The 25,001-nt window shown below is 72.6% G+C and carries 19 protein-coding genes; 5 read left to right on the forward strand and 14 right to left on the reverse strand.

Features of this window, described 5'->3' with window-relative positions; translation table 11 throughout:
- Window positions 1-20 precede the first annotated feature (20 nt).
- From ACQP00_RS40770 to eccB, 3 genes are all read right to left on the reverse strand, one after another.
- Window positions 21-1,193 carry a WXG100 family type VII secretion target gene (locus ACQP00_RS40770; RefSeq protein ID WP_433207128.1) on the reverse strand — a complete coding sequence of 391 codons (1,173 nt, stop codon included), beginning with the start codon at window positions 1,191-1,193 and terminating at the stop codon, window positions 21-23.
- Window positions 1,190-1,567: a hypothetical protein gene (locus ACQP00_RS40775; protein ID WP_433207131.1), complete on the reverse strand. Its 378-nt coding sequence runs from the start codon at window positions 1,565-1,567 to the stop codon at window positions 1,190-1,192. The genes ACQP00_RS40770 and ACQP00_RS40775 overlap by 4 nt, the downstream gene beginning before the upstream one ends.
- A gap of 82 nt (window positions 1,568-1,649) precedes the next feature.
- Window positions 1,650-3,131, reverse strand: coding sequence for a type VII secretion protein EccB (gene eccB / locus ACQP00_RS40780; RefSeq protein ID WP_433207134.1), 1,482 nt, complete (start codon window positions 3,129-3,131; stop codon window positions 1,650-1,652).
- A 169-nt stretch (window positions 3,132-3,300) separates the two neighbouring features.
- Here eccB and ACQP00_RS40785 point away from each other — a divergent pair, with 169 nt between their 5' ends.
- Together ACQP00_RS40785 and ACQP00_RS40790 are read left to right on the forward strand one after the other, a co-directional pair.
- The gene (locus tag ACQP00_RS40785) at window positions 3,301-4,470 is read left to right on the forward strand and encodes a type VII secretion protein EccE (RefSeq protein WP_433207137.1); all 1,170 of its coding nucleotides are present in this window, start codon (window positions 3,301-3,303) and stop codon (window positions 4,468-4,470) included.
- Window positions 4,471-4,484: 14 nt separating this feature from the next.
- Window positions 4,485-5,144, forward strand: a complete 660-nt coding sequence (locus ACQP00_RS40790; protein ID WP_433207139.1) for a hypothetical protein — start codon at window positions 4,485-4,487, stop codon at window positions 5,142-5,144.
- A gap of 147 nt (window positions 5,145-5,291) precedes the next feature.
- Here ACQP00_RS40790 and eccD read toward each other — a convergent pair whose 3' ends face one another.
- The gene (eccD, locus tag ACQP00_RS40795; protein ID WP_433207142.1) at window positions 5,292-6,686 is read right to left on the reverse strand and encodes a type VII secretion integral membrane protein EccD; all 1,395 of its coding nucleotides are present in this window, start codon (window positions 6,684-6,686) and stop codon (window positions 5,292-5,294) included.
- A gap of 106 nt (window positions 6,687-6,792) precedes the next feature.
- Here eccD and eccCa point away from each other — a divergent pair, with 106 nt between their 5' ends.
- The 3 genes from eccCa to ACQP00_RS40810 all read left to right on the forward strand — a co-directional run bounded on the left by eccCa (window position 6,793) and on the right by ACQP00_RS40810 (window position 11,578).
- Complete coding sequence (eccCa, locus tag ACQP00_RS40800) at window positions 6,793-10,743, forward strand: type VII secretion protein EccCa (protein WP_433207145.1); 3,951 nt, start codon at window positions 6,793-6,795, stop codon at window positions 10,741-10,743.
- Window positions 10,744-10,935: 192 nt separating this feature from the next.
- Window positions 10,936-11,253 (forward strand): WXG100 family type VII secretion target, encoded by a 318-nt coding sequence (locus tag ACQP00_RS40805; protein ID WP_433047836.1) that lies wholly within the window; start codon window positions 10,936-10,938, stop codon window positions 11,251-11,253.
- Window positions 11,254-11,284: 31 nt separating this feature from the next.
- Window positions 11,285-11,578 carry a WXG100 family type VII secretion target gene (locus ACQP00_RS40810; RefSeq protein WP_433047839.1) on the forward strand — a complete coding sequence of 98 codons (294 nt, stop codon included), beginning with the start codon at window positions 11,285-11,287 and terminating at the stop codon, window positions 11,576-11,578.
- Between the two features lie 61 nt (window positions 11,579-11,639).
- Here the strand turns inward: ACQP00_RS40810 and ACQP00_RS40815 are convergent, their stop codons facing one another.
- The 10 genes from ACQP00_RS40815 to ACQP00_RS40860 are packed head-to-tail and all read right to left on the reverse strand — an operon-like array spanning window position 11,640 to window position 24,961.
- Window positions 11,640-12,623, reverse strand: a complete 984-nt coding sequence (locus tag ACQP00_RS40815; RefSeq protein ID WP_433207148.1) for an SMI1/KNR4 family protein — start codon at window positions 12,621-12,623, stop codon at window positions 11,640-11,642.
- Window positions 12,620-13,321 (reverse strand): hypothetical protein, encoded by a 702-nt coding sequence (locus tag ACQP00_RS40820; RefSeq protein WP_433207151.1) that lies wholly within the window; start codon window positions 13,319-13,321, stop codon window positions 12,620-12,622. The genes ACQP00_RS40815 and ACQP00_RS40820 overlap by 4 nt, the downstream gene beginning before the upstream one ends.
- A complete protein-coding gene (locus tag ACQP00_RS40825; protein ID WP_433207154.1) occupies window positions 13,308-19,325 on the reverse strand; it encodes a hypothetical protein in 6,018 nt (2,005 codons plus the stop codon). Before ACQP00_RS40825 ends, ACQP00_RS40820 begins: the two co-directional genes overlap by 14 nt.
- A gap of 37 nt (window positions 19,326-19,362) precedes the next feature.
- Window positions 19,363-20,046: a hypothetical protein gene (locus tag ACQP00_RS40830; RefSeq protein ID WP_433207157.1), complete on the reverse strand. Its 684-nt coding sequence runs from the start codon at window positions 20,044-20,046 to the stop codon at window positions 19,363-19,365.
- Window positions 20,043-20,348 (reverse strand): hypothetical protein, encoded by a 306-nt coding sequence (locus tag ACQP00_RS40835; RefSeq protein WP_433207160.1) that lies wholly within the window; start codon window positions 20,346-20,348, stop codon window positions 20,043-20,045. Before ACQP00_RS40835 ends, ACQP00_RS40830 begins: the two co-directional genes overlap by 4 nt.
- Window positions 20,349-20,390: 42 nt before the next feature.
- Complete coding sequence (locus ACQP00_RS40840) at window positions 20,391-20,822, reverse strand: YbaB/EbfC family nucleoid-associated protein (RefSeq protein WP_433207163.1); 432 nt, start codon at window positions 20,820-20,822, stop codon at window positions 20,391-20,393.
- Entirely contained in the window at window positions 20,812-22,017 is a 1,206-nt protein-coding gene (locus ACQP00_RS40845; RefSeq protein ID WP_433207166.1) for a S8 family serine peptidase, read from the reverse strand. The genes ACQP00_RS40840 and ACQP00_RS40845 overlap by 11 nt, the downstream gene beginning before the upstream one ends.
- Window positions 22,014-23,267, reverse strand: coding sequence for a S8 family serine peptidase (locus ACQP00_RS40850; RefSeq protein WP_433207169.1), 1,254 nt, complete (start codon window positions 23,265-23,267; stop codon window positions 22,014-22,016). Before ACQP00_RS40850 ends, ACQP00_RS40845 begins: the two co-directional genes overlap by 4 nt.
- 24 nt (window positions 23,268-23,291) lie before the next feature.
- Window positions 23,292-24,497 (reverse strand): WXG100 family type VII secretion target, encoded by a 1,206-nt coding sequence (locus tag ACQP00_RS40855; protein ID WP_433207172.1) that lies wholly within the window; start codon window positions 24,495-24,497, stop codon window positions 23,292-23,294.
- Window positions 24,497-24,961 carry a hypothetical protein gene (locus tag ACQP00_RS40860; protein WP_433207175.1) on the reverse strand — a complete coding sequence of 155 codons (465 nt, stop codon included), beginning with the start codon at window positions 24,959-24,961 and terminating at the stop codon, window positions 24,497-24,499. The genes ACQP00_RS40855 and ACQP00_RS40860 overlap by 1 nt, the downstream gene beginning before the upstream one ends.
- Between the last annotated feature and the right edge of the window lie 40 nt (window positions 24,962-25,001).

The raw sequence follows: 25,001 nt of genomic DNA on the forward strand, positions 1-25,001 counted from the left end.
TCCGATGGTACCGGCCGTGATCAGGACTCCTGGTCGCCGCCGACGACCGGGGGTGCGGTGGACTGGTCGTCGCCCCACACCATTTCGTCCTCGGTCAGCCAGGTGCGGTGCTCTTCGTCCTCGTCGTCGGCGCCCCGGCGGGCGCCGGCCGCGCCCGTGCCGCGGTTGATGCCGAGCGCGCCCTCGTCGGCCACGCGGCCGCCGGTGCCGGCGAAGAGGTTGCCGGGGCGGCCCACGCCGCTGCCGCCCGTGGCTTCGGCGTTGGCCAGGTTGGCGCCCGTACCGAACGGGAGCTTGCCCGTCGCGCCCAGCACGCCCAGCCCGGCCGCCGTCGCGCCCAGGGCCGTTGCGGCCAGGGTGCCGTTGCTCAGCAGGGAGCCGCTGCCGGTCGAGCCGGGCAGGCCGCCGATGGCCAGGGAGTCGCCGGTGGTGGTCAGGCCGACCTGGTCGCCGGCGCCGGAGAGCGCTGCCACCTCGTCGGTCTTGGTGGCGTCCACGACCGGGGCGGCCGTGTTCACGGCGGCGCCGGTGCCGTGCACGCTGTGCGGGGAGGACGTCGTGCCGGTGGAGGTGCCGAAGGTCAGCGGGTTCGTCGAGTCGACGGGCAGCTCGGAGTCGGCGATGGCCACGGTCTCCGGCATGCGGTCGCTCGTGGTGTAGTTCGCGGCCAGGGTGGCGACCAGCGTGATCATGCGGTCGTGGGCCTTCTGGCGCTCTTCCTCGTCCTGGTTGTGGCCCATCCAGCCGCCGATCAGGCCGCCGGCCAGCATGCCGGGGACGCCGAGCGGGGCGCCGGCCGCGGCGCCGATGGCGGCGTCCTTGACGGTGCTGTTGTTGTCGTCGGTGTCGGCCGGGTTGGCCTCCGACTCGGCGCGCTTCTTGGCCTCCCGCAGCAGGCCCGACCAGCTGGTCAGGGTGGTGTGCACCGAGTCCAGGTCGGAGTGCAGGGCGGTGGAGAAGGAGCCGATCAGGCCCAGGCGGCGCTGGTATTCCGTGCCCGAGTCGCTCGACCAGCCCTTGGCCAGGCCGGCGAGGTCGGTGTGCAGGGTGTCGCGCAGGGTGCCGAGGGTGTCCCGCATCGAGCTGATCTTCGCGGCGACCGCGTCGATCTGGTCCGGGTCGCCGGCCATCAGCTGCTGGTAGAGGCGCTCGTGGTCGAGGCCCGCGTACTTGGCGTGGAAATCGTCGGTCACGACTGCTCCCCCAGGGCCGTGGGCACGTCGGCGAGGGCGTTGGTGATCTCCTTGGCCCCGGCCGTGTTCAGCGACTCGGTGGTGCGGTAGTTCGCGGCGATCGTGGTGGTCGCCTTCTGCGCGGCCGTGATCGCGTTGTGCAGCTGCTGCAGGCGCTCCACGAACTGGTTGTACAGCGTGGTGTAGTCCTGCTCGGCCGCCAGCGCGTCGGTGAAGTTGCCGAGCTTGGGCGCCTTCACCAGGCCGCCCGCGGTCAGCACCGGGTCCTGGCGCAGGGCGGTGAGCACCGAGTCGGCCTCACTGAGCCGCCCGGCGAGCCGATTGTTGAACTCGACCAACGAGATCATGTTGATCGAGGAGTTTTCGCCTGCCATGACCAGTCCCACCCCCGTAGCCATCGGTCCCGACGGAATACTGCCTACAGTAATCGATACACGCCCATCCGCGCCGCCCCGTTCAACTCGAGGGGCGGACCGTCGGAGTCGGCGCGGCGGCGGCCGCGAAGTTCAGGGCCGCGGCGGGGCTGAGCACGGGCCCGGTGGGCACGAGGGCCAGAAGATCCCGATCGATCGGCACCGGCTTGACGTCCGCGTACCCCAGCGAGCTCTGCGCACCTTGGCCGGCCGGCGCGGCACTGGCCCCGCCGGCGCTCGGGGTCGCCTCCAGCGGGTACTTGATGCCCTGGTCCGTGATCAGGTACACCGTGGTGCCGGCCGACGAACCCGGCGCGGGCAGCAGCCGCACCAGGGCGCCGTGGCCGCCCGCGATGACCACCCGGTCCGCGCTGACCACCCCGTCGACGCCGACCCGCGGCGCGCTCACGTCGCCCGCGGTGATCTGCGCGAGGGTGCCCGGGATCTGGTTGTGCAGGTCGACCGCGACGGTCTGGGTGGCCGGGTCGGCCTGGCTGGTGAACTTGGCGCAGACCGTGGCCCCGTTCGGCGCCTGGTGCATGGTCCACAGGTTGCGCGGCATCCCCGGCGGGTCGAAGTCGCCGGTGATCGGCACGGTGCCGATGGCCGACGGGGACAGCTCGGCCGGGCGCGCGGCCCCGCCCGCCACCAGCAGGTTGGCCGTCACCTCGCCGATCGTGGCCAGGCCCTGCGCGAGCATCACGTAGAAGGTGTCGTTGGTGTGGTACAGCGTCCCGATCGCCACGTTCGCCCCGTTGAGCTTGCGCTGGCTGTTGCCGCCCTTGCCGGGGATCGACGGCACCGCGAGGTCGGGCCCGGCCGGCAGCGCGTTGAGGAACGCGTCGTCGACCACCACCGGCCGCGCCGAGGACAGGTTGAGCGCGGCCCGGACCGGATTGCCCGCCGTGCCGCCGGCCACCTTGAGCCGGACGCCGTGCAGCAGCACGTAGGCGGTGCCGCCGTCGCCCAGCGTGAGCAGCAGGCCCTCGTCGCCCAGGCCGGTCCCGTCCGGCACCGCGGCCCCGATGAGCAGGGATGTGGTCAACGTCGCACTGGAGGTCGAGCGCGGCCCCTCGCACACCTGCCACGGCAGGCCGACCAGCGAGTTGGGGTCCGGCAGCGAGTCGGGCGCGTTGGGAATGCCGACGGGCACGCCGCGCGGGACGTCGCGCAGCTTGCGGTTGGACACCGTGGACACGTTGGGTGCCGGGCTGCCCATGATGAGCCGGGCGGAGGCGTAGTTCAGCACGGGGTACAAGCGGCCCTGCAGGTAGACGAAGCGGGCGCCGGACTCCTGCTCGATGACGATGGAGTTGTCCTCGAGCGTCCCGCCGCCGGGCCTGATCTGGCCGTAGATGCCGAACGCCGCGAAGACGATGGTGGCCAGCATGACGCTGCCGAAGATGGCCAGACCGAGCCGGCGCATCGGCAGGTCGGTCGTCTCCGGTTCCCCGGAGAGCAGGGCCGACGCGATCCGCCGGGTGACGAATCGGTGGGCCTGTACCTGCTCGCTGCGGGTACGCATGGCAATTCATCCTCATTTCGGCGCCACCGGCTCGCACCGGGGGTCGGCGCGGCCCCCCTAGGATAGGTGCCGACCGATAGGCTGCGGGGACCCGGATCGCCACGGAAGCCGGGTGGTCGACGGGGAGAGGCAGCGGATGGCGGCGACGGCCACAGTTTCGCGACAGCGGGTGAGCGCACAGGCGGTCTTCGCGATCCGCCGGCGCCGCGGTGCGCTGGGCGACTTCCCGGTCGGCCGGGTGATGACGGCCCAGGTCGCGCTGCTCGCCATCGTCGTCGCCGCGCTGTCCGCCGACCCGTTCCTGCGCGTCGTGTCGGGTGCGGTCGCGGTGCTCCTGCTGCTGGTCGTGTCGATCCGGATCGGCGGCCGGTGGTGGCCGACCCAGCTGCGCCGGCGCGCCGCGGTGCGCTCGCGCCGGCTGGCCGCCCGCCGGGCGATGGCCACCGCGACCCGCAGCGGCGACCCGCGGCTGGTGGCGCTGGCCGCGCTGGCCCCCGGAGCGGCGATCCGCGAGCACCACGACCGCGGCAGTGACATCGGCATCGGCCAGGACGAGCACGGCTGGTACTGCGCCCTCGTCGTGGCACCCTTCTCGTCCATGGACGGCACCCGCCGGGCCGCGTTCACGCTGGACCGCCTGGCCCGGGTGTTCACCGAGACCTCGGTCCCGGTCTCCCGCCTGCAGGTGGTCAGCTGCGTGCTGCCCGCGCCGACCCAGGCCGTCGGGTCCGGCGCCCCGCTCGTCCAGTCGTACCGCGAACTGCTCGGATCCGACGCCGTGCAGGCCGACCAGGCGCTGTGGGTGGCCCTGCGGCTGGCCCCGGCCGATGCCGCCGACGCCGCCGCGAGCCGGGGCGGCGGGCTGGACGGCGTGCACCGGGCCCTGGCCACGAGCATCGCCCGGGTCGGCAAGGCACTGTCCGAGGTGGACGTTCCCTATCGCATCCTGGACGGGCTCGAACTGCTCGACGCCGTCAGCGGGGCGAGCGGCGGCGCGGCTACTCCCGGTACCGAACAGGGGCGTTTCTGGCAGTCGAGCAGTCTGGCCCAGGTCTGCTACGAGGTCACCGAGTGGCCGAGCGGGCGCCCGACGGACTTCCTGGCCGGGTTCAGCCGGCTGCCGGCCCTGCTCGTGAGCGTGTCGGTGCTGGTGAGCCCGGCCGACGGCGAGGTCGGGCTGCGCGGGCTGATCCGGATCGGGGCGCCGGCGGCCGGGATCGCGCAGGCCGGCAAGGCGGTGGAGGACCTGGCCCGGCAGGGCGGGGGCCGGGTGCGCCGGCTGGACGACGAGCACGGCCCGGCCGTGTATGCCACCTGCCCCACGGGCGGCGGAGCATGAGCGTGAGGGAAGGCATGAGCAGCACTGGTACGCACGTCGGCGCGGTCGATCAGCTGGCCTGGCTGCGGTTCGGGGCCGATCCGGCCGGGCTGGTCCTGGGCCGCAGCGTCGAGCGGGCGCTGGTGCCGGTCCGGATGTTCCGCGAGGAGCCGGTGCGGGTGGCGCTGATCGGCGGCTGGTGGCTGGCGTCCCTGGTCGCGTTCCGGGCGCTGGCGGTGGGGGCGTGGGTGGCCGTGAGCACCACGGCGCCCGAGCGCTGGCAGCCGCTGGTCCGCGCCACGCACGGCACCGACCGGCTCGCCGTCATCGTCGGTGACCGGCCGATCAAGGCGACCGCGAGCTGGTCCAGCCCGGTGCTGCTGATCGACGACTTCGGCCCGTACGCCCCGGCCGCCCGCGGCAACCTCGCGCCCTGGCAGACCCGGCTGACCGTGCTGCCCTGGCTGACCCCGCCCGGCGCGGCGGTGGCCGGCTCGGCGACGCTGCTGATCGCCCAGCGCCTGGCCCCGGAGGAAGCGGCCCTGCTGCGCCTCGACGGGCGCACCGCGGGTCTGGTGCAGGCCATGCACGACGACATGATCGCGCTGGTCGGCGGCGGCGCCAACCGCTACGTGTGGGTCAGCCCGACCGCCGCCGAGACGCACTTCTTCGGCGCGCCGCACCGATCCCGCTAACTAGCCCGCATTGCACCATGACGTGCTGCCGCCAGTAGACCCCGCTGCGGTCTGCTTTTGAGGGGGTGTGGGTGGAGCGAAGCTCCCCCACCGCTCTTCAGGACATCGAGCGGTAGACGAAAGCGCCAGGAACACCGTCCGCCGGCGTCACGGCTCGATGGACCGGATCCAGCCGTACAGGTCGCACACCCACAGCACCAGCGGCACCACCGAGACGATCAGCACCGTCTCGATGATGTCCAGCACGCGGGCCCACACCGGGCTGATCCGGCGCCCGGCCCCGGACAGCCCGTAGCCGACGCTGATCACGGCGAGCACGATCAGGGTGCCCAGCACCAGCGTGAGCCGCTGCATCGCGGACGTCTCGAGGAACCCGGCGAGGGCGACCGCACCCAGCGCGGCCGAGCCGGCGATCAGCAGCGGCAGCCGCTGGCCCAGCCCGAGGAACCAGCGGGCCCGGATCAGCAGCAGCAGCGCCAGCACCGAGCACAGGATCAGGCTGGCCAGGGTGTGCCCGATGGCGAGGATCACCGCCGCGCCCAGCCCGACCGCGGCCACCCACCCCAGCATGGCCGTCAGGAAGTCGTCGGCCCGCTTGCTCTGGGCGAGCACCCGCTGACCGTCCACAGTGGTGGCATCGGCCCGCAGTTCCTCGGGATCATTCGGTACCGTCGGAATCGGCAGCCGCGCCATCCGGTACGCGAGCATCGGCGTCGCCGGCAGCAGCGCGAACGCCAGCGCGAACACGACGGCGGCGCCGGCCGCGGGGCTGCCGCCGAACACGAGGTCCACCGCGGCACCGAGGCAGATCGCCACCCCGACCGCGGCGGCGGCCAGGAAGACCTGGGTGGCGTCGGCCACCGCGACGGCGGCCAGGCTGGCGAACACCGCCACGGCCGCGCCGCCGACCAGCACGTGGGCCGCGGTGAGGTCACCCAGCGAGCGGCCGCCGGCCAGCACGAGCAGGCCGCCGATGCCGCCGTACACGACGCCGACCAGGCCGAAGGCGACCCCGGAGCGGCTGTCGGACAACGCCCGCGAGGCGATCAGCGCGGTCAGCACCAGCGCGACCGCCACGGCCAGCGCGACCAGCGCGCCCGGCAGCTGCGGCGGCCCGGCGGCCAGCGCGACCAGGGCCCCGGCGAGCAGCGCGGCCACGCCGAGGCCGAGGGCGAACCGGCGGGCGTTGGCCGCCTGCCAGCGTCCGCCGCGCTCCTGCGTGCCGGTGGCCACCGCGTCGACCACGTCGTCGAAGACCACCTCGGGCGCGGCCTGCGCGCGCGGGGTGAAGAAGAGCATCTCGCCGTCGCGGATGTCCAGCTGGGCCGAGGTCCGCGAGGAGTCCAGCGGCACCCCGCCCAGCCGGGACAGCACCCAGCCGCCGTGGCTCACGCCGTCGTCGGCCAGGTCCGGCCGGGCGTAGCGCAGCAGGGTCGGCAGCAGGTCGGCGATGGGAACATCGGCCGGCAGGGCGAGGTCCACCCGGCTCTGCGGGGCCACGATGGTGACCTTGCTGAGCCCGCCGCTGGCAACGGTCGGCACGAGGGGCACTCCTTCGGCGTCAGGACCATTAGGCTCTCTCGATGTCGGGCAGAGCGTACCCACAACGAGCCCCTTGGCGGGGCCCGCGGGTGCCAGGGGAGGAATCGTGAGTACCGTCATCTTCGGCCGGCCGGCCAGGCTGTCCGGTCCGCAGCTGCCCCGCGGCGAGCTGCTGCTGGAGTCGCCGCCGGAGCTTCCCGAGAACCTGCCGGGCGGCGCCGGGCGGCTGCTGATGCTGCTGCCGATGGTGGCCGGCGCGGGCGCGATGGCGTTCATGTACGCCGGCCGCGGCGGCGGGATGATGACGTACGTCACGGGTGCGATCTTCGCCGTCTCGATGCTCGGCATGGGCGTCGGCTCGATGGCCAACGGGGGCGGCGGCACCAGCAAGGCCGAGATCGACGCCGAGCGCCGCGACTACATGCGCTACCTGGCCCAGGTCCGCCGGCAGGCCCGGCGCGCCGCGGCCCAGCAGCGGGCCGCGCTGTCCTGGATGTACCCGCAGCCCGACGCGCTGTGGTCGATCGCGGCCTCCCGGCGGATGTGGGAGCGGCGGATCACCGACGACGACTTCGGCCAGGTCCGGGTGGCCGTCGGCCCGCAGAAGCTCGCGGTGAAGCTGGTCACCCCGGAGACCAAGCCGCTGGCCGACCTGGAGCCGATGAGCGCGATCGGGCTGCGCCGCTTCGTGCGCGCCCACTCCATCGTGCCCAACCTGCCGATCGCGGTGTCGCTGCGGGCCTTCGGGCGGGTGGTGCTGCAGGGCGACCGGCCGACCGCGACCGCGCTGGCCCGCTCGCTGCTGTGCCAGTTGGCCACCTTCCAGGCCCCCGAGGACCTGCTCATCGCGGTGGTGGCCGCGCCCGAGCGGCAGCGCGAGTGGGAGTGGGTCAAGTGGCTGCCGCACGCCCAGAGCCCGCGCCAGGTCGACGGGGCCGGGCCGGTGCGGCTGGTCACCACCACCCTGACCGAGATGGAGGACCTGCTCGGCGACGAGCTGGCCGGCCGGCAGCGGCACCGCCCGGAGAACAAGGCGCTGACCACCGCCGCGCACGTGCTGGTCGTCCTCGACGGCGGCGAGGTGGCCCCGACCTGCCAGCTGCTCGGCCCCGGGCTGCAGGGCACCACCGTGCTCGACCTGTCCGGGATGGTGCCCCGCGACGCCGGCCGGTGGCTGCTGCACCTCACCGTGGCGCCCGGCTCGGCCCAGGTCAGCCAGGGCGACAAGGCCACCTCGCTGGGCGCGCCCGACGCGATGACCGTCCAGCAGGCCGAGGGCCTGGCCCGCCAGCTCGCCCCCTTCCGCCTGTCCCAGCACGCCGGCGGCGAGGAGCCGCTGGCCCGGACCATGGACCTGCCCGACCTGCTGGGCATCGGCGACGCCGCGAACATCGACATCCGGGTCAACTGGCGCACCCGGCCGCTGCGGGAGCAGCTGCGCATCCCGCTCGGCCCCGGCCCGGACGGCTCGGTGGTCGAGCTGGACCTCAAGGAGTCGGCGCTGGAGGGCATGGGCCCGCACGGCCTGGTCGTCGGCGCGACCGGCGCCGGCAAGAGCGAGCTGCTGCGGACCATCGTCTCGGCGCTGGCCGTCAACCACTCCTCCGAGGACCTCAACTTCGTCCTCATCGACTACAAGGGCGGCGCGACCTTCGCCTCGATGGAGGCGCTGCCGCACACCAGCGCCGTCATCACCAACCTCAAGAACGACCTGCCCCGGGTCGACCGCATGCAGGAGGCCATCCGCGGCGAGCTGGTCCGGCGCCAGGAGCTGCTGCGCTCGGCCGGCAACTACGTGAACCGGCACGAGTACGAGAAGGCGCGCCGGGCGGGCGAACCCCTGCAGCCGCTGCCGAGCCTCATGGTGATCTGCGACGAGTTCAGCGAGCTGCTGCAGGACAAGTCGGACTTCATCGACCTGTTCATCCAGATCGGGCGGATCGGCCGGTCGGTCGGCGTGCACCTCATGCTCGCCTCGCAGCGCCTCGAGGAGGGCAAGCTGCGGGGCCTGGACACCTACCTCTCGTACCGGATCGGCCTGCGCACCTTCTCGCCCATCGAGAGCCGCATCGTGCTCGGCGTGCCCGACGCCTACGAGCTGCCCGGCGCGCCCGGGCACGGGTATCTCAAGGTCGACACCACGACGATGCTGCGCTTCCGGGCGGCGTACGTCTCCGGGCCGTACCGCGAGATCAGCTCCACGCCCGGCTCGCAGGTGCGGGTGCAGCAGCGGGTGGTGCCGTACGGCATCGACCGGGTGGCCATCCCCGAGCAGCCCAAGGCGCCCGAGCCGGAGCCGGAGCACGAGGGCAAGCAGATCTCGATGCTCGACGTGATGATCGGCAAGCTGCGCGGCCAGGGACCGGCGGCCCACCAGGTCTGGCTGCCGCCGCTGGCCGAACCGTCCACGCTGGACATGCTGCTGCCGGCCCTGTCGGTCGACCCCGCGCGCGGGCTCAGCCCGGTCGGCTGGAACGGCAACGGCCGGCTCATGGCCGCCGTCGGCATCGTGGACCGGCCGTTCGAGCAGCGCCGTGACCCGATGGGGCTCAGCCTCGACGGCGCTGGCGGGCACGTGGTCGTGGTCGGCGGCCCGCAGGCCGGCAAGAGCACCCTGCTGCGCTCGCTGATCGGCTCCCTGGCGCTGACCCACACCCCGGCCGAGGCCCAGTTCTTCTGCATCGACCTGGGCGGTGGCACGCTGCGGGTGCTCGACGGGCTGCCGCACACCGCCGGGGTGGCCGGGCGCCGGGACGCGGAGGCGGTCCGCCGTACCGTCGCCGAGGTCGCCGCCCTGCTCGACGAGCGGGAGGCGCGGTTCACCGCCAACGCGATCGACTCGATGGCGGCGTACCGGGCACGGCGGGCGGCCGGCGACTTCCCCGAGGACCCGTTCGGCGACGTGTTCCTGGTGGTGGACGGCTGGGGCCTGCTGCGCGAGGAGTACGAGGAGCTGGTCTCGATCGTCACCACCCAGATCGCCCCGCGCGGCCTGGGCTTCGGCGTGCACATCGTGATCAGCGCCACCCGCTGGGCCGAGGTGCGCAGCAACCTGCGCGACCTCATCGGCACCCGGATCGAGCTGCGCCTGGGCGACCCCAACGAGTCGGAGATCGACCGCCGGGCCGCGGCCAACGTGCCGGCCGGGGTGCCGGGCCGCGGCCTGACCCACGACAAGCGGCACTTCCTCTCCGCCCTGCCGCGCATCGACGGCAGCCAGCTCCCGGCCGACGTCTCCGACGGGGTGGCCGACCTGGTCAAGCGGGTGGCGGAGAGCTGGACCGGGCGGCCCTCGCCCAAGGTGCGGCTGCTGCCGCGGCTGCTGCCCGCGGCGGATCTGGCCCGGGTCACGGACCGCGCCCAGCCCGGCATCCCGATCGGGATCAACGAGGCGCACCTGGCTCCCGTGTACCTCAACTTCGACGTCGATCCGCACCTGATCGTCTTCGGCGACTCGGGTTCGGGCCGGACCAACCTGCTGCGGCTGATCGGCCGCCAGATCATGGACCGGTACTCGCCCGACCAGGCCAAACTGGTCGTCGGCGACTACGGGCGGGGGCTGCTCGGCGCGTTCTCGGCGGAGTACCAGCTGGCCTATGCGCCCTCGGGGCAGGCACTCACCGACACGCTCAACTCGGTCCGCCAGGCCATCACCAACCGGCTGCCCGGCCCCGACGTGACCCCCGACCAGCTGCGCAAGCGCAACTGGTGGAAGGGGCCGGAGGTGTTCGTGCTGATCGACGACTACGACCGGGTGGCGGGCGTCGGCGGGAACCCGGTCTCGGCGCTGGTCGACCTGCTGCCGCAGGCCCGCGACGTGGGCCTGCACCTGATCGTCGCGCGGCGCACCGGCGGTGCCGCCCGGGCCCTGTACGAGCCGGTCATCCAGCGGCTCCGCGAGATCAACTCGCCCGGCCTGCAGATGTCCGGCAACCGCGAGGAGGGCGCGCTGTTCGGCACCCTCAAGCCGAGCCCGCAGCCGCCCGGCCGCGGGTTCCTGGTGCGCAACGCCGAGAACGTGGAGCTGATCCAGACGGCCTGGGTGGACCCGCTGTGACCGTCCGCAGTAGGTTGCGCGGGTAGACCACCGTAAATGGGGTCAGCGGGGAGCGGCCCCCATCAGCTACCGTTTTGTGCAGACGATGCACGGGGTCGTACCGCCACTCACGGACGGCGACGGCCGCGGTGACCGCGACGGTCAGCCGGCCGGCGCATCGATGAAGTGAGTCAGCAGAGGAAGGGCGCGGGTATGAGCGGTACCAGTAGCGTGGATTTCACCACGCTCTATCAGGCTGCTAAGGACGTCAGGGCGGTCAAGGAAGAGATCAACGGCGAGGTCCGCGGCTTCGACGGAACCGTCGCCCACATGCTCAGCGGCTGGCGCGGCTCCGCGGCCACCGCGTTCCAGGGCCTGGCCGGGCAGTGGCAGCAGGACGTCGGCCGGGTGCTGCTCGCCCTCGAGGGCATCGCGGACGCGCTCGAGAAGTCCGCGGGCATGCACCAGCAGACCGACGCCGACCAGCAGGCCGCCGTCAACAGCATCATCGCCGGCATCAACCCGTCCTGATCCGACGGACGAGAGAGGCTGAGGAACGCACATGAGCGACGGCGAAGTTTACGTCAACTACGCGGCCCTGCAGGACGGCGAGGCGCAGATCATCCAGATCTCGCAGCGCATCGAGCAGAAGCTGGCCGACCTCAAGAGCCGGCTCGCCCGGATCTCGTGGGAAGGCTCCGACCAGCAGGCCTACCTGGGCTACCAGGCCCAGTGGGACCAGGCGATCGCGGACCTGAACACCGTGCTGGCCAAGACCGGTGCGCTGGTCGGCTCGGCGCACGGCAACTACAAGCAGAACGAGATCAACAACACGCACGTGTGGGACGCAGGCTGAGCCCAGCTGGTTCGCATCGGGCCCGGGCCGCGCACGACGCGACCGGGCCCGATCGGCGTTCTCAGGGCCTCATGCTCGCCGGCAGGCTCCGGCCCAGCCTGGGGTGCGTCAGGGTGCGCGCCCAGCCCTCCACGGCGTGCCGCTCGGCCGTCTCCCGCAGGGCCGGCGGCACCGCGCGCAGGCTCATCCAGAACGTCTCGAAGTCCGGCGCGAGGTACCGCAGCAGGTTCCTGGTGATCGCGTCCGGCGTATAACCCTGCTGGTCGTGGGGGTCGTCGTCGTCCAGGTGATAGACCGGCCCGCGGTCCAGGTCCAGCACGAGCGCGCCGCCCTGCACGAAGCCGACCGCCAGCAGCCCCTCCTCGACCCGGTCACGCATGGCCGCGTGCTGCTGCACCAGGTCGGCCAGCACGTCGCCGCCGTCCGGCACGGCGCCGAAGAGCGGCTGGTCAACCACGAAACCCCCCGCCGGGTGTACTGCCGGAAACTCGGGCCGGCCGCCGTTGCTCGCGGCCAGGTAGTGCCGGTACGGGGCGGGCAGGGGCCGCCCGAGCGCCTGCTCGATCCCGGCCAGGGTGTCCTCGCCGAGCGTCGCCTCCACCCGGCAGCCGGGCGCGGGTCCATCGGTGCCGGTCAGGCCCCGCCGGGTGCGGTCGTTGCGGCTGGTGCTGACGCCGCCGACGTGGCGGAACGAGCCGTACAACTCGATCGGGACGAGCCCCAGGTGCCGGCTCAGCGGCAGCCACGCCCACGTCCACCCGGCCGGGGTGAACGCCTCGCCCGTTGTCCACAGTGGATCGCCGCTGCGCCGGCCGAGCTCGTCGGCGGTCCGCACGCCCAGCACCCGCGCCTCGTCCCAGCCCAGGCCGCGCGGGGCCGGCGGGACCTCGACGAGCAGCCGGGCGTAGGGGATCCAGTCCGGGACGCCGTACGGCATGATCTCCACGCCGTCCGGATAGCGCTCCCGCAGCACATCCGGCCCGGGAAACAGCAGCTGGCCCGCGTGCTCCATCGGCGACGGCGCGGCCGGATCGGTGGTCGTCACGCCGCTCCCCCGTCGCGCGACCACAACAGCTCGCCGGTTTCCAGAGCGCTTCGATGGTACGGCCCGGGCTCCCACCCCGCCCAGAAGATCTCGACCGTCGGCACCACGTCGCCGGCCTCCGCGGGCCGCGCGGCGATCACCTTGGCCAGGTCCTGCTGAAAGCGGTCGGTCAGCAGCCAGGCCTCGGTCGCCGGGGCCACCTCGGCCAGGTAGACCCGCCGCGGCCCGTCGCCGTCGGCGCGCCAGGCCCGCCAGATCCGCAGCGGGCCGCGCTCGTACTTCAGCGAGGCGGCGGCGGACACGTCGGTGAAGTCCTGCGCCACGCCGGGCCGGGCGGTGAACCGGCCCGGGTCGTCCGGCACGGCGTCGACGAGCGCGAGCCGGGCCAGCTTCGGCGTCTCCCCGCCGGGCACCCCGAAGGCGCGGGAGATCTCGACGATGGCGTTGACCTCCGGCCGGGTGAGGGCCACGCCGGCGTCGAGCGCGGAGACGACGGTCGCTTCCGGTACCACGGCCAGATCGGTGACGACGGAGCGCCGCAGCGACACGAGGTCGGCGTCGGGGAGCCGGCCGGCCAGCGCGAGCAGCAACTCGTGCAGCTGCACGAAGTACTCGTCGCCGGTGCCGGGCGCGAAGCCGCGCGCCGCGGGCCACCACTGCAGGTGGACCTCGACGTCCGGGTCCTCAGCTGGCGCCATACGGCACCTCCGTCATCACGATGATCTCGGCGTCGTCCTGCCCCGCCCGCCGTAGCCTCTCACGGATGTCCGCGAGCATCTCGGGCGGCAGCGTGGCCGGGTCGGCGCGGCGGGTCTGCACGTCGGGCGGGAGGACCGCCTCCTGCTGGCGCGGGTACCAGGAGAACGGCGCGATGTCGCGGGCCGACTCGCCGGACAGCACGTAGACCACCATCGCCTTGCTCGGGTCGGGGTCGCGGCGCAGGAACTTCATCGCCTCGCCGACGTCCCGGCTCAGGCTCACCACCTGCGTGGTGTGGCCGATCGGGTCGGTGGGGGTGCCGTACAGCACCCGCTTGGCCGGCTCGCTGATGCCGTCGCCGCGGAAGGCGTAGACCGGCTCGTGGCTGCCGACGGCCGGCATCCGCATGAGCCCGTCGTGGATCATGTCGGCGTGCCAGCGCATCTCGGCGCGCAGGTCCGGAATGCCGGCGCGCACCTGGGCGTCGATCGCCTCCCGGGCGGCCACCCGGTCGCGCATCGCCTGGTCGAGCGCCGCGGCGTCGCCGGCCGTGGTGGCCTCGTTCACCCGGTGGTTGGCGTCGAGCCAGTCCCGGGCCAGGGCGCTGGGCGGCGAGTTGAACTGCCGCGACGCCCCGTCGGCGGGCTCCTCGTGCATCAGGTTGCGCACGAACTCCGGCGCGTGCATCGGCCGGCCGGTCGCCATCCGCTCCAGGTAGTCCGAGGTGGTACGCATGATCTTGTTCGAGAACTCGGTCGGGCCGCCGGTCGCACCGGGGTCGAGCTGCTCGCGGATCATCGTGTTCAGCAGGGAGTACCCGTAGCGGCTGTACACCGCCATGGCCACCGCGTGCGCCTCGGTCAGCCCGTCGCGCACCGCGTGCTGGGCCGCCTCGCTGTGCGGGTCGATGCCGTTGTCCTCGAGCCACTGCTCGACCTCCCGGCCGCGGAACTCGTGGTACCGCTCGAGCGTGCGCTCCAGCACCTCCGGCGTGACCTCGCTGAAGCCGCCCTCGCGGGCCCGTTCGAGGTAGAGCGACTCGTGCGGGAGCAGCCCGTCCGGCAGGAACGTGCGCAACTCGTGCACGTCGACGGGGAGCCAGCGGTACAAGTCGATGGGCGAAAAGTCGTGCGCGGACGTGATCGGATCCATCCGCCCGACGCCGGCCGCGTCGGCGCCACGCATGACCTCCAGCATCGAGTGGTCGGGCCCCGGGAGCATCCAGCCCATCAGCCCGGCCATGAACTCGCCCGAGGTGACGTGCGACGCGGGCCGCATCAGCTCGTGGGCGATCAGCATCCGCGCGGTGGTGCCGGAGACGCCGTCGACGACCGGGAAGCCGGCCTCGCGCATCCGGACGGCCCACGGGCCCTGCACCTCGTGCAGGACCCCGCCCTCGCGGATGCGCAGCCGGGTGTCGTCCTCGATCGGGCGGCGGATGAACCGTTCCTGGTACGCCGTCTCGCGCTCACTCAGCGGCACGCCCAGCCGCTCGTAGTCCGCGGGCGTGCTGGCGTGCGCGCGCTGCTCGGCCGGGGTGCGCCAGTACCGGTCGCGGCTCTCGTTGAACTCCTCGAGGTTGTGCGCGGCCCGGTCCGACTCCCGCACGAGGTGCGGCAGCGACTCCTCGAGCACCATCGGCCGCGCGGCCCCGAGCTGGTGCACCAGGTCGACGTTGACGATGTCCGCCACGTGGTCCAGCACACCGGCGTCGCGCGCCCGGATGACCAGCTCGACGAGCGTGTGCCCGCTGCCCCGGTTGTCGAACGCGGCGTTGTAGTACGCGGTCATCAACTCCCGCACGTTCGCCGGCGGGGTGGCGTGCTCCTGCCCGGTGAGGATCGGCTCGCGGCCGAGCATCCAGCCGACCTGGCCGGCGCTGCTGGGGTTGTCGCTGCGGAAGAACGTACTGTCGACCCGGCGCTGGATGGCCCGCTCGGACGCGGTCGGGTCGAGCAGCGTCTCCAGCCGCACCATGGCCGCGCGCAGATCGGTGACGGCCTGCCGCGAGGCGGCGATGACGTCGGGGTGGCGGTAGAGGTGCGCGCCGACGGCCCGCTCGTACGCGTGGGCCCGTTCGATCCAGTGCGGGTCACCGTAGAAGTCCTGGAACCGGAACACGGGCGGGCGCATGACGCGTTGCACCGGCTCGGCGAGCGGATCGTGCGCGCCTCGGTCGGCGAACTCGGACCGGGTCCCTTCATGGTGTTGGGCGTTGGTGTGCTCAGTCGTCGGGTGCTCAGTTGTCGAGTGCTCGGGTGTGGCGTGCTCGGTTGTGGCGTGTTCGATGCCGTCGGGGCCGAAGGTGCGCCAGTGGCCGTCGGGAGGGTCGGCCGGGAGCCAGCGGCCGTGCTCCAGGACGCCGGACGAGACCCGCTCCTCGCCGCGCAGGTTGGTCCACATCCGCTCGGTCGGGGCCTCGACGGTCAACCCGGTCTCGCGGGCGAACACGGCGGCCGGCGAGTGCTCACCGCGCCCGACCTCACAGGAGGCGAGCCGGATCTGCTGGTGCTCCCCGACCCGGATGCGGCCTTCCTGGCGCAGCTGCTCGAACGCCCGGGCGAACTGCTCACCGGTGAGCACCCGATCGCCGATCCTGAACCCTTCGGGCGAGCCGTGCAGGTCGAGCACGACCTCGTTGGGGCGCCCGCGGTACGCCTCGGCGAACTGGTGCATCCGGTCGCCGTCGGGGTAGAAGGAGTACCCGCCGGGCGTCTCCCGCACGTGATCGCGGACGAGCTGCATCGCGGTCTCGTCGCTGACGAACCGGGACTCCGCCAGGGGCTGGTCGTGCTCACCGCCCGGCTCCTGCTCGTGATCCCCGGCCCGCTGCTCGTGCTCGGTGGTTCCCGGCTCGTGCCGCGTCGTCGCGGGCTCGTGCTGGGTGGTGCCCGGCTCGTGCTGCGTCGTCGCGGGCTCGTGCTGGGTCGTTGCCGGCTCGTGCTGGGTCGTCGCGGGCTCGTGCTGGGTCGTGGCCCGCTCGTGCTGCGTCGTTGCGGGCTCGTGCTGGGTGGTGCCCGGCTCGTGCTGGGTCGTTGCCGGCTCGTGCTGGGTCGTTGCGGGCGGGCGTTCGCCGGTGGGCGGGGGTGTGCCGCTGGTGGGGCGCTCCTTTGCCCCGTCCGAGAACCGCCCCTTCTCGAACGCCTCCTGGGCGGCCAGGCGCTGCTGACCCTCTTCGGTGAGCCTGATGCCCCGCGCACCCTCGGGCGGCCGGGCCTCGCTGTAGTACGCGTCGTGCCGCGCCTTGACCTCGTCGTAGCCCGGCGAGTCCTTCGGCGTGCTCCGCAGGATCTTGTAGTCGTCGTGCGAGACCGTCTTGGCCGTGTAGCTGGCCTCGGTGTGAATCTGGACCTCGAACGTGTGCCCGGTGACCCGATCGTGCCAGGTAGTGTTGATCCCGACGTAGCCCTCGGTACGGTGCCAGAAGTTCTTGAACGACACCGGCTCGAACCGATGGTTGCCGTCCTTGTCGAGCGCGTTCGTCAGGTAGTCGAGCGTCCGCTGCGCGCCCTGGGTGTAATGCTCATCGGAGAAGCCGACGGTGTACCTGACGGTGTCCTTCATGTTCGCCAGATGCTCGTCCAACGAGGCAGCCGGATCCTCAGCGATGTCCGCCGCGAGCTTCCGCTTGAACGACACATCATCCTTGAGCCGGTGGTCCTCGCCCTTCAACTGCCCGCCAACCTCATCGGCCAGCCTGTGCATCTCCGGCGTGAGCACCTTCTCGGCCTGCTTGGCATGCTCCAGCGCCCGCTCGGCCACCACTTCCTGATCACCGGTAAGCCCCGGCTGCCGAGCCACCCCCTCATCGTGCGGCTGCGACTCATCATGGGGCTGCGACTCATCGCGCGGCTGCGACTCGTCATGGGGCTGAGTCTCATCGTGGGGCTGAGTCTCATCGTGGGGCTGGGTCTCGGTCTCGTCGCGCGGGGGGTTGTTGTCGCGCGGCGGCGTGTCGTCACGCGGCTCCGTGCCCCGGTCGGCGAACTCATCCTCACGGCGCGCGGGCGGGGTCGAGTGCTCCTCAGTCGTCGGCCGCTGATGACCGGGCCCCGGGCGCTCGGTGGTGGTCGCAGCGCGCTCGGTCGTCTTCGCCGCTCGTTCAGTCGTGGTCGCCGGGCGTCCAGTTGTGGTTGCCGCGCGGTCGGTGGTGGTCGCCGCGCGGTCGGTGGTGGTTGCGGCGCGGTCGGTGGTGGTTGCCGCGCGGTCGGTGGTGGTTGCCAGGCGTTCGGCCGGTGGGGCGGTGTGGGTGCCGGACTCGCCGGTGCGTTGCGTGGGGATGGTGGCGCCGGGGCGGGTGGCGGCGGCGGACTCATAGCCGGTGTGCATGACGGCGGGACCAGTGGCCACGGACGGCGTTGTGGTGGCGGGGGTTTCGGTGCGGGCGGGCTCGGCGCGTACCGGCTCCGGGCGGGCGCCTCCCGACGTGACGAACCCCTCCGGCGCGGCGAAGGTGGTGCCCGCGTCGGCCAGGGTGACGCCGGGCTCCTGGCCGCTGCCCGGGCGTTCGACCGTCACCGCGTGCTCGGTGGTCGTCGGATGCGCGGTCGAGGTGGACGTGGTCGAGGTGGACGTGGTCGAGACGTGTTCCGTCGTCGGCGCGTGTCCGGTCGCGACGGTGGACGTGGCCGCGTGGCCGGTGGAAGCAGGGACCTCGGTGGTCGCCACGTGCGCCGACGTCGTCGCCGGATGTCCGGCACTGGTCGAGACGTACTCGGTCGTGGCCGGGTGTCCAGCGGTCGTCGTGGTGACGTGCTCGGTCGTCGTCGGGTGGGCGGCCACCGTCGTGGTCTGGGCCGAGGACGAGGTGTGGCCGGCCGTGGTGGTTGAGGTCGAGGTGTGCCCAGTCGTCGTGGTTTCGCCGTTGAGGACGCTCAGAATGTGGTCCTGGCTCGGCTGAGCCACATGCGTCTCGCCGCTCGTGGTCTCCGTGCCAGGACGACCCGCCGTGAACTCGGTCTCCGTGCCAGGACGACCCGAGGAAAACTCCGTGCCAGGGCGGCCCGTGGAGAACTCCGTGTTCGGACGCCCGGAGGAGAACTCCGTGCCCGGGTGGCCCGTCGAAGTCTCGCTCCCTGGGCGGCCCGTGGTGAGCTCCGAGTTCGTCTCGAAGTGCTCGCCGCCGGTCGTCAGGGGCTGGCCGTGCTCGTCCTGCCGTACGAAGCCGTGCCCGCCCAAGTTGGCCCCGCCGATGAAGGCCCCCGCCGTCGCCTGCTTGGCCAGCGATTCGAAGGTGAGCGGCTCGCCGGTCGCCGCGGCCAGGCCCAGGGCGCCGAAGGCGTTCCCCGCCGCGCCGGTGGTCATGCGGCCCAGGAAGCTCTTGGTGAAGTTTGGCATGAACTTCGACGCGCCCATGTGGACGCCGCCGCCGGCCACGCCGAAGGCGACGCCCGCGATGGCGCCGTTGATGACGTCGGTGCCCAGGGTGGAGGTGTCGAAGTGGGTACGGTGCCCCTCGCCGATCTGGATCGCCTGGATGACGACGTCGCTGAGGACGTTCTGGACGATCATGAAGATCATCGTCTTGATGACGTTCGTGGCGATGATGCGGATGAAGGACTGGGTGGCGACCTCGGCCACCGGGATGGCCGCGGTCGAGGCGCCGAACGACGGGATCGCCATCGCCAGGTAGTAGGCGATCTGGATGGCCAGGATGATCAGCGCGATGATGAACTGATACTTCGCGAACTCGATCTGCAGCGCGGTCTGGTCGCACAGCTCGCCCAGGGAGCTACAGAGCTCGATGAGCTTGGGCAGGTAAGCTTCCTCGCCCTCGCTGTAGCGCGCCCAGTACTGGGTGAAGTGGTCGGCCAGCTCGCCGCCGACCGCGCCGAGGACGCGCAGCGACGCCGCGTTGCCCTCGTCCAGCACGCCCTGGACACCCTGGGCCGCCTCGAGCCAGACGTCCTTGAGCCGCCACAGGGCGTCCTCGTCGCCCTCCGGCCAGTCGGAGCCGACGATCCACTCCAGCCACTGCAGCTCGCCCGGCAGTTCCATGCCCATGGCGTTCCTCCCCCCGCGCCTTCAGCAACCGGTCCGGTCAGGAGCCGGGTCGGTCGGTGCGCCAGTCGGCCCACCAGCGATCCGCGATCCGGGCCGCGAGCCGCGGCGGGATCTCCTCGTACTCCTTGTCGGACTCCCCGAGCTCGATGTCGATGAACGCCGAGGTGCGCGACCAGATCATGTCCCGGGGCAGCGACTCGTCCACGCGCCAGCCCTGCTCGTTGCGCCACTGCCGCCACAGGCCCTTGGGCGCTTCCGCCGGGTACTTCGGATAGCTGACGCTGGCGAAGTAGGTGGCGGCCTTCCGTCCGGTGGCCGGTGGCGGGGGCGACGTCGACAGCGCGAGTTCGGCGGCGGCGTCCGAAAGCTCATCCGGTACCGTCGAAGGCGCCTGAAACCGTCGCGACGTGATGTGCGCGACGAGGTCGTCGTCGGGGGCGCAACCCCGCGTGCGGAGGTAGTAGGCGGACGCGTCCTGCCACACCCACACCCCGTCGGTCCGGTAACTGAGCGGCACCGCCCGGCCGGCAGCGGGATCGAGCGGGTCGGCCTCGAAGCCGGAGGCGCGCAGCACGATCGGGGCCGCCTCCAGGTAGCGGATCAGCGACTCCCGCTCGGCCGCGTCCACGACCCGGCGCCGGTCGGCCGAGAAGTACGGCGAGCCGTCGTCGTCCACCGCGTCGAAGACCGCCGCGATGCGCAGCGGGGCCGGGTCGGTCACCGCTGGAACTTCTTGTCGTTGGCGTCCTCGCCGCGCGCGGTGGTGTCGGCCATCTCCTCGAGGCCGGCCGCCATGTCCTTGAGCCCGTCGCGCATCTGCGGGAAGAACTCGAGCGCGTTGATCTTCGGGTCGGAGTAGTTCTTGTCGAACGCCTCGCCGTACTGGTCGCCGCCCTGGCAGTGGCCCTCGGCGCCGATGCCGTCGACCAGCGCCTGCAGCACCTCCTGCATGCGGTTGCCCAGGTCCGTGTAGGACTTGGCGGCCGTCTTCACCTGCGGCCCGTCGATCCAGTACCCGCTCATGCCGACAGCCTAGCGACAGCGGTCACTACCAGGGGGCCCACGTCAGCCGGTCCGCGGCGGCGGGGCACCCGGTCCGGGGCGCAGGTCGCGCAGGCCCGGCATGTCCTTGGGGTCCTCCGGGAACATCTTGCTGAAGTCGAAGTCGCCGCCCATCCGGGACAGCCCGGCGACGTCGGGCATGTTCGGGGTGACCAGCTCCTGCACGCGCCGGCGCAGGTCGTCGGTGGCGGCCTTGGCCGTGGCCACGATGGTCTCGCCGAGGGTCGCCGAGTCCAGGGCCCGGAACGCCCGCGGGTTGATGTCCACCGCCGTCAGCGCGCCCCGGTGGTCCACGGTCACCTTGACCAGCTCGTCCTCGGACTGGGCGGTCGCGGTCAGCTCGGCCATCTCCCGCTGCATCCGGCCGAGGTTGTCCCGCACCTGCCGGTACTGCTGCATCAGCTCGTCGATGTGTGCCTGATATTCAGCCCGCACGGTCGGAACCTCCATAGGCGGGAGCCACCGGCCGGCGGCGCGCGCGGACGATCACTATCACGGCCACCAGCACCAGCACCAGCAGCAGCCCGGCCGCGGCGGCGACGCCGGCCAGGACGACCATCGGGACGCCGGACTTGGACGCGGCGGGCGCCCGCGCGGCGAGGGGCTGCGCCGACGTGCTCGCCGAGGGCGCCGCCACCGGGCCACCGAGGGGGTTGGCGGCCACCTCGGGGACCTCGGCGGTGAGCGCCTCCAGCGGCTGGACCACGCCGAAGCCGTAGTCGGCGTCGCGGCCCGGGTTGCCGGCGTCCTTCGCCGTCCGGATCAGCCGGTTGATCACGTTGGCCGCGTTGAGCTGCGGGTACTTGGCCCGGATCAGCGCCGCCACGCCGGAGACGAACGCGGTCGACACGCTGGTGCCGTCGGCCAGGCCGTAGGTGGAGGAGGACTGCGACGGGGGTACGGCCACCGGCACCTGCGTGGCCGGCGCGGCGATCACCGCGGCCGCCCCGCGCACCGAGCCCGACCAGACCTTGCCGTCGTTGCCGACGCCGGTGACCGCGACGACGCCGGGAATGCCGGCCGGCACGAGCGGCTCGGTGATGCCCAGGTTGGTGTTGCCGATGCCGGCGATCACCACGACGTCGTGGTCGAGCGCGTACTTGATCGCGTCCTGCTCGTACTGGTGACTCTCGCCGGTGTGCCCGAGCGAGATGTTGATGACCTTGGCCCCGTGGTCGGTCGCCCACCGGATGGCCTGCGAGGTGGTCTCCGAGTTGGACTTGCCGCCGGTGATCTGGTTGGCCACCGGCAGGATCCTCGCGGCCGGCGCGATGCCGAGCATGTGCTCGTTGCTGCCGCCCTTGGCCGCGATGATGCTGGCCACACCGGTGCCGTGGACCACACCGGCGGCGTCGGGCCCCCACCCGTCCTCGGGCCCGCCGGGCGCGGTCGTGCCGCCGTGCTCGACCTGCCCGGTGAGGTCGGCGTGGGTCGCATAGATCGGGCTGTCGATCACGGCGACGGTCACGCCGGCACCCTTGGTGATCTGTTGGACCTGCGCGATTTTGTACGGCGTGAGGTACCACTGCGCCTCCCGCACGTTGCGCGGTGCGGCGTGCGCGGCCGTGGGCGGGACGGCGGCGGCCAGGAGCCCGGCCAGCGCGGCGACGGCGACGAGCCGGCGCCTCACTGCCGCGTCCACTGGTTGGTGTTTCCGGGCGGTGGCGGCGGTGGATAGCCCGGCGGCGGTGCGGGCCAGGGCTGGGCCGCGGCCCGCCGCCGGCGCGCGGACGAGCGGGCGATCACGATCAGCGTGACCACCAGCGCCAGCAGCAGGACGACCGGGATCGCGACCAGCAACGCCACCTTGCCCATGTCGGCCTTGGACTTCGGCACCTCGGTGGGCGTGGGCCCGGCGCTCGCCCCGGGCGCGGCAGCCGGCACAGCGCCGAGCGGGTTCTCGGTCACCGCGGGCACATCGGCGGTCAGGGCGTCGAGCGGTCGTACGGTACCGAAGCCGAAGTATTTGTCCCGTCCCGGATCGCCGTTGTCCTTGGCCGTCCTGACCAGCCGGTTGATCACGTTGGCCGCGTCGAGCTGCGGGTATTTCGAGCGGACCAGCGCCACCACGCCGGACACGATCGCGGTGGCGAGGCTGGTGCCGGCGGCCAGGCCGTAGCCAGTCTTGTACGACGTGTGCACCGACCCGACCGACATCTGCGAGCCGGGCGCGGCGAGGACCGTCTCCGGCCCGGACGCCGAGCCGTTCCAGAAGTCGCCGTTCTGGTCGACGCCCGACACCGCGATGACGCCGGGGATGTTCGCCGGGGCGATCACCTCGCGCATGCCCTCGTCGGTGTTGCCGACGCCGGCCACCACCACGATGTCCTTGGACACGGCGTAGCGGATCGCCTCGAGCTCCTCGGGCGTGGCCTTGCCGTTGTGCCCGTTCGAGAGGTTGATGACCTTGGCGCCGTGGTCGGCCGCCCAGCGGATGCCGGCGGAGATGGTCCGCGGCGAGCCGGTGACGCCGGTGGACGCCGCGACCGGCAGGATCTTCGCGGCCGGGGCGATGCCGAGCATGCGGTCGTCGCCGCCGCCCTTGCCGGCGATCAGGGTCGCCACCTCGGTGCCGTGCCCGCTGTCCTCGTTGTCCGGGCCCCAGCCGTTGGCCGGGCCGCCGTTGGTCGAGGTGCCCTCCAGCAACTGCCCGGCCAGGTCGCGCTGGCCCGACCAGATCGGCGAGTCGACCACGGCCACGACCACGCCGGCGCCCTTGGTGACCTGCTGGGCCTGCGCGATCTTCAGCGGGTTGAGGTACCACTGGTACTGGCGCACCGGGTCGGCCTGCGCCGGTGCGGCCACCAACGCCGTGCCGGCCACTCCGGCCAGGACGGCCAGGGTCGCCGCGATCGCACGGCGCACGGTCAGCCTCGTCATCCGTCCACTTCGCAATCGCTCACGTCAGCCCAGCACGGTCGGCGCGGCATCGGTGTCGCCGCCCCACGGGTCCTCGTCCTCGGTCAGCCAGGTGCCGCGCTCGTCCTCGGGGGCGTGCGCGCCCGCGCCGTGGCCGGCCCCGCCGGGCATCATCCCGCCGCGGCCCCGGCCGGCGTTGCCCCGCCCGGCCGCCCCGGGCATCCCGCCCAGGCCCATCGGCATCGACGGCCCGGCGACCGGCCGGCCCGCGGTGGTGCCGCCGAGCCCCGCGCCGGCTCCGGCCCCGAGGCCGCCCATGCCGCCGCCGACCCCGCCCAGACCTCCGCCACCGGTGCCCAGGTCGCCGAGCCCGCCGCCACCGGCGCCGGCCAGGCTGCTGAGCGGATCGGCGTCCGGATCGAAGCCACCCGCGCCGGCCCCGCCCGGGTCGAAGCCGGTGCCCGTGCCGGCGGTGGGGTCGAACGCCCCGACGTCGGCCGCGTTCGCGTTGGGGTCGAAGGCGCTGGAGCCGAACGGGTCGTTGCCGAGGCCGGACACGCCGGGTCCGCCGCCCCCGCCCGGGAACTTGGTGCCGCCCGGGAAGTCCGTCTTCCCGGTGGAGATACCGGTGGACACCGGCTCGGGGTTGGCCGTCGTCACCGAGGACTGGTTGTAGGCGTTGTCGACCCCGTTGTAGTACTCCTCGGCCTCCTTGGTGTACCCGAAGATCCAGTCCCCCACCTGCGAGGTGACGTGGCCGAGGGTCTCCCGGGCGATGTTGCCGAGGGTGTCCATGAAGCCGTTGCGGAACATGCCGGACTGCAGGGCGACGCTCATGTACGGCTGGCCGGACACGGCCCCGCCGGTCAGCACGCCGTAGGCGAAGATGCCGTTGGCCGCGTCGAGCTCGGCGGCCCGCCCCTGGACCTCGTTCAGCATGTACTCCGGCACCGGCATGTTGTCCTGCGCCCACTGGAGCTTGTCCTTGGCCGCCTGCAGCATCGGCCGGACCCCGCTGTTCTTGGACGCGGTCTCCTCGATGGTCTTGGCGATCTTCTCCAGCTTGGAGAAGTAGTCCTCGGCCGCCTCGCCCTTCCAGCTCTGCTTGAGGTCGTGGATGCCGTCGCGCAGGCTGTCGGCCAGGGTCTGGGCGTTGCGGTAGATCGCGCCCCACTGCCCGTCGAGCACGTCGATGGCGCCCGGCCGGCCGGCCACGCAGACCTTGGTGACCATTTCCTCCCAGTCGGCCATCAGAAGCTCCCGTCCTGCGACGGGCTCGTGACGGCGGTGGTGGAGGTGCCACTGCTACCGCTGCCCTGCGAGCCCTCGGTGAACGCCTTCTCGACCGCCTGCACGTTGAGGGTGTTGTTGTGCTCGGCGTCCTTGTAGTTCTTCACGATCGACTCGGTGGCCTTGACCGCGGCGTCCAGGGCGTGCGCGATGTCCCGGTAGGACTCGATGACCGTGTCCACGTACCGGTTGTGCTTGCCCCAGACGAGCTTCGAGCTGTCGACGCCGCCGAAGTACAGGTCACCCTGGTTCTGCGTGAGGCTCATCGCGCCGGTCTGCATGATCAGGTGATCCTGGACGTACTGCTTCAGGCCCTCCAGCCACGGAATGGCGCCCTCGAGCGACTTGATGTCGACCTGTGTCGGCACCCCGGTATCGGGCGTTATCGGGGTCAGCACCCTCTTGACGTCGTCGTTTCCGCTCATCGCAGCCCTCCCCCGTGACCGTCAGCCGGTTGCCCTGCAC

The organism is Dactylosporangium sp. CS-047395, from assembly GCF_050942185.1.
Classification (GTDB): Bacteria; Actinomycetota; Actinomycetes; order Mycobacteriales; family Micromonosporaceae; genus Dactylosporangium.

Coding starts and splice junctions, on each gene's coding strand:
- ACQP00_RS40775 (WP_433207131.1), bottom strand. CDS start 1,567: ATGGCAGGCGAAAACTCCTCGATCAACATGATCTCGTTGGTCGAGTTC.
- eccB (WP_433207134.1), bottom strand. CDS start 3,131: ATGCGTACCCGCAGCGAGCAGGTACAGGCCCACCGATTCGTCACCCGG.
- ACQP00_RS40790 (WP_433207139.1), top strand. CDS start 4,485: ATGAGCAGCACTGGTACGCACGTCGGCGCGGTCGATCAGCTGGCCTGG.
- ACQP00_RS40805 (WP_433047836.1), top strand. CDS start 10,936: ATGAGCGGTACCAGTAGCGTGGATTTCACCACGCTCTATCAGGCTGCT.
- ACQP00_RS40810 (WP_433047839.1), top strand. CDS start 11,285: ATGAGCGACGGCGAAGTTTACGTCAACTACGCGGCCCTGCAGGACGGC.
- ACQP00_RS40820 (WP_433207151.1), bottom strand. CDS start 13,321: ATGGCGCCAGCTGAGGACCCGGACGTCGAGGTCCACCTGCAGTGGTGG.
- ACQP00_RS40825 (WP_433207154.1), bottom strand. CDS start 19,325: ATGGGCATGGAACTGCCGGGCGAGCTGCAGTGGCTGGAGTGGATCGTC.
- ACQP00_RS40835 (WP_433207160.1), bottom strand. CDS start 20,348: ATGAGCGGGTACTGGATCGACGGGCCGCAGGTGAAGACGGCCGCCAAG.
- ACQP00_RS40850 (WP_433207169.1), bottom strand. CDS start 23,267: ATGACGAGGCTGACCGTGCGCCGTGCGATCGCGGCGACCCTGGCCGTC.
- ACQP00_RS40855 (WP_433207172.1), bottom strand. CDS start 24,497: ATGGCCGACTGGGAGGAAATGGTCACCAAGGTCTGCGTGGCCGGCCGG.
- ACQP00_RS40860 (WP_433207175.1), bottom strand. CDS start 24,961: ATGAGCGGAAACGACGACGTCAAGAGGGTGCTGACCCCGATAACGCCC.